The organism is Pseudomonadota bacterium, assembly GCA_039193195.1.
In the GTDB taxonomy this organism is placed as follows: Bacteria; Pseudomonadota; Gammaproteobacteria; order Steroidobacterales; family JBCBZW01; genus JBCBZW01.
The window spans coordinates 1-3,277 of sequence record JBCCWS010000101.1; the positions used below are offsets into that span (position 1 = coordinate 1).

Genomic DNA, 3,277 nt, shown 5'->3' on the forward strand with positions numbered 1-3,277 from the left:
CTGACTCTTAATCAGTAGGTTCGGGGTTCGAGTCCCTGATGCCCCACCATTTTTCAGTCACTTAGCGTCGACGCGGATTTCTCATCACACCCACCCTGAGAAATCACACCCACCTTGGTGCTAGTGCCTGCTTTCGTATCCCTTACCTCACGGGAGTGATGCGCCGCTCCCGCTGGTAGCGGGGCAGCATGCCAAGCGATTCGGGACGCGCGTGATTGGACGCCGCCCAGGATCGCAGATCGTGAAACGTGAACGACACCTTCAGTCGTCGCATCGCTGAGTGCACCCCGGATGCAGACCAGGGTTTGGCAGGGTAGCGATCCTGAGCAAACACGTGCTTACACTTGGAGTGTTCGAGCGCCTCGCGAACCAGCGCACGGAGTAGATCCGTCCACTCGATGACGTTGCCAGCGCCCGTTTTGCTCTCGGCGAACCGTATCCCGTCGGGCGTTACCTGGTCGCGCGTCATGGCGATAAGGTCCGCCTGCCGGGGTTTGGCCATCAGCGCCTGTGCAGCGAGTAGGCGCCGGAACGCAGGCGCTGCTACCTGAAGCGCGGCATTGATCTCCTCGGTGCTTACTACTCGATTGCGAGGGCGCTCGCGGTTTCGAGCGATTCCTTTGCAAGGATTCGACTCGGCGAGCCCCCGGCGCATGGCGTATTCGAAGACATCGGAAAGCACGGAGCGGTAACGGTTGGCCATTACCGCAGCGGCCATACGGTCCATCATCTGCGCCACGTGCGAGCGTCTTATCTGTTCGGGCTTCATCTGACCGAATACAGGCACTAGCTTACCGACAATCCGACGGTACTCGTGCTGCGTCGACGGCTTTTTCTCCGCTAGTCTTGTGCTCGCCAAGTAGTCCACAAACAGTTCGCCCATGGTGCCAACTGGCTGTCCGGTCTGCAGTTGACGCTCGACCTCGGCCAGGCGCTCGTACATCATCGCTAGCCCTTCCTCGACGCGACACAGTTTCAAGTCGATTCGGCGGCCCTCACCGATTCGCTTCCGGAATCGGTAGGACCCATCTCGGATACTAACGCCATCGGGAAGGCGTGGTGGCTTGCTCATGTGAGCGCCTCGAAGTCCGGACCAGGCTCACCGTTGTCGAGCTGCGGCGCACGGTCTAAGCCTAGGGCCTGGATGCTGGTGTATGGCTTGCCGTCGGCGTTCAGCCGGTAGGGAATGCGTTCGGCGCGTAGGTACTCGATTACGCGCGCGGCGCTCTTGCGGCCCACGATCTCGGCCAGACGTTCAAACTGGAGAATGCCGTCACTCACGATCGCCCTTCCGCTTCGGAGGTGAACTGGCGTCACGGTGATATACGGTCGTCATCGCTGCGGTTCACCAGTGTTCCGGACCTTCGACGCGATCAGGGTCGTTGTGTACCAACTCGTCGCGTCGCCCGACCCGCCGTTGGGTGCTCACAAACTGCGCCGGAGCGGTGCGAGTCCGAGGGCTGTAAGCGCGGTGTACCTTTCTCATCGCGGTGTTCCCCTGTCCTCTCGCGAGCCTTGGTCGCGCTCCCTACATTCAAGTCCACCAACACACTCTGACAAGTCGGAGGTGCGGTGGCTTCTCTGGTAAGTCTACTAAGGTGCTATTACGCACTGCAGCAAGAACCGTTCCCGCATCCAAACACGGGTACTTGCAGACAGCAGGCTGTTCTCTAGGTTGAGGAATCCGCGTTTCGTTCAATTTTTCAGCTCCGAACTCTCACCCGGGATGCTGCTGAGCGAAATCCTAAGCGATATCAGTGGCTTTCCAGCAGCCCACAGCTCTGGTGCTCGGGCGGGCGCTATAGGCGTCGAGTGCCTTAGTAGATTGTCTAGGGAGCGAGGCTCACTACAGGGCCGACTTAGCATCAACTGGAGACGAGGCAAGGCATGAGACTTACGAACCAACCCTGGCAAACGGATACCTTCAGCCTGTGCGTTGCACTGAGGAAGTACTTCGCTAAGACGGATTACCATCTACAGGCGATGATGGATCTTCGTCGCGCCATCGACTTTGCGGCGGGAAGCTCTCAGCCTGAGAGGCTCGACGAGCTGATGGGGCTGTCGATCGATGCTGCGGTGACCAACCCTCGTGGCGTCATCGAGCAACTTTGGGTGATCGTCAGGAAATCCGACAGCGCGGAGCGCATCGCCGCCATTGATGCTCTAGAGGAGCATTGCCGGCCTCTAGACATCTTGCTGGTCAGGGTCGATGCCCTACCAGCCTATTTCGAACCGAACATCGAGAAATTCATCGCGGCTGCAAAGGCGGGGCTGCCATCCAAGGTTGCCTTCAACATGGTTACCTACCCTGAGACCATGCGGTGCAGCCGTTGTACGGCGCCCATGATGCTTCTAGGTGGGCGTAAACGGCCAGGAGCGTTTTTCGCGTGTGTTAACGGTTGTGAGAACACTTCAGTCGGAATTCTAGGCTGGATGCTCGATGACGCACACCGTTGGCGGAGTACGGTGAGCGAGGTGCAAGAACGCCGAGGCCTGAGGATTCTTCGGGATGAGCTGAGGTGGGTGCTAAAGGAGATGGATGATCTGTTCGTGGAGGCCGGTGGGGTCGTCAAACACGACGCTGAATGAGGCGCCTGAGACCGACTCGGATGTAGCCTATCGTTGGTCATTTAATTGAGCGTCGCGCAGGTCGAGATCAAATCGCCACCGGGACGCCTTTTGCCCAGGTTCGTGTGCCCGCGAGTTCAGACTACGAGCGACCTACAGGCGGCTGGCTAACCTGCCGTGCCAGATTCGTAATTCCTTGCTGCTCCGTGCTTGGTTCTCAGCATGGTTACTGCGCGGGACGCTGGCAGTCTGCTAGATGATGAGCCAGGCCCGCCCGTACACTTTGATGGACTTGACTCCAAGAGTTGCTTCTACGGCGGCTCATCCTTGGTTCAGAGCCTACCTCGCGGCAGCTAGGGCAAAGCTTGTGGCCGCACCACAGCGGCGCCCACCGCCTGGTGTCTTTGGATTTGAAGTAGGATTAGGTGGGTAGCCCTTGTAGCCCTCTGCCCACGCCGCACGACCTCCTTACACGGAACTGAACGGAAAGACATCGCGATGGAACCTTACGAGTCAGACGTAACCACGTCTCTGCGCGAGCAGGCAGTGTCGGCTCCATGGACAACTGAGGTGTGCTAGTCGCGACCTGATCTGACAGTTATCGACCTCGATGGCCGTGCAGTTGTCAGATCAGTTCAGCGAACTGACTTTGCTCTCCCACAAGCCGCGACCATCCACCAGCGTCTGCATGGGCGTCCGTCCGCAACAC

The 3,277-nt window shown here is 59.0% G+C and carries 3 protein-coding genes; 1 reads left to right on the forward strand and 2 read right to left on the reverse strand.

The window, feature by feature from the left end; all coding sequences use genetic code 11:
* Window positions 1–142: 142 nt before the first annotated feature.
* Together AAGA68_27295 and AAGA68_27300 are read right to left on the reverse strand one after the other, a co-directional pair.
* Window positions 143–1,072 carry a hypothetical protein gene (locus AAGA68_27295; protein MEM9388777.1) on the reverse strand — a complete coding sequence of 310 codons (930 nt, stop codon included), beginning with the start codon at window positions 1,070–1,072 and terminating at the stop codon, window positions 143–145.
* Entirely contained in the window at window positions 1,069–1,281 is a 213-nt protein-coding gene (locus AAGA68_27300) for a DUF4224 domain-containing protein (GenBank protein MEM9388778.1), read from the reverse strand. The genes AAGA68_27295 and AAGA68_27300 overlap by 4 nt, the downstream gene beginning before the upstream one ends.
* Before the next feature lie 606 nt (window positions 1,282–1,887).
* Here AAGA68_27300 and AAGA68_27305 point away from each other — a divergent pair.
* Window positions 1,888–2,589: a hypothetical protein gene (locus AAGA68_27305; GenBank protein MEM9388779.1), complete on the forward strand. Its 702-nt coding sequence runs from the start codon at window positions 1,888–1,890 to the stop codon at window positions 2,587–2,589.
* Window positions 2,590–3,277: the final 688 nt, after the last annotated feature.

Excerpts from the sequence above, each read along its gene's own strand:
- AAGA68_27295 (MEM9388777.1), bottom strand. The coding sequence starts at position 1,072 with ATGAGCAAGCCACCACGCCTTCCCGATGGCGTTAGTATCCGAGATGGG.
- AAGA68_27305 (MEM9388779.1), top strand. The coding sequence starts at position 1,888 with ATGAGACTTACGAACCAACCCTGGCAAACGGATACCTTCAGCCTGTGC.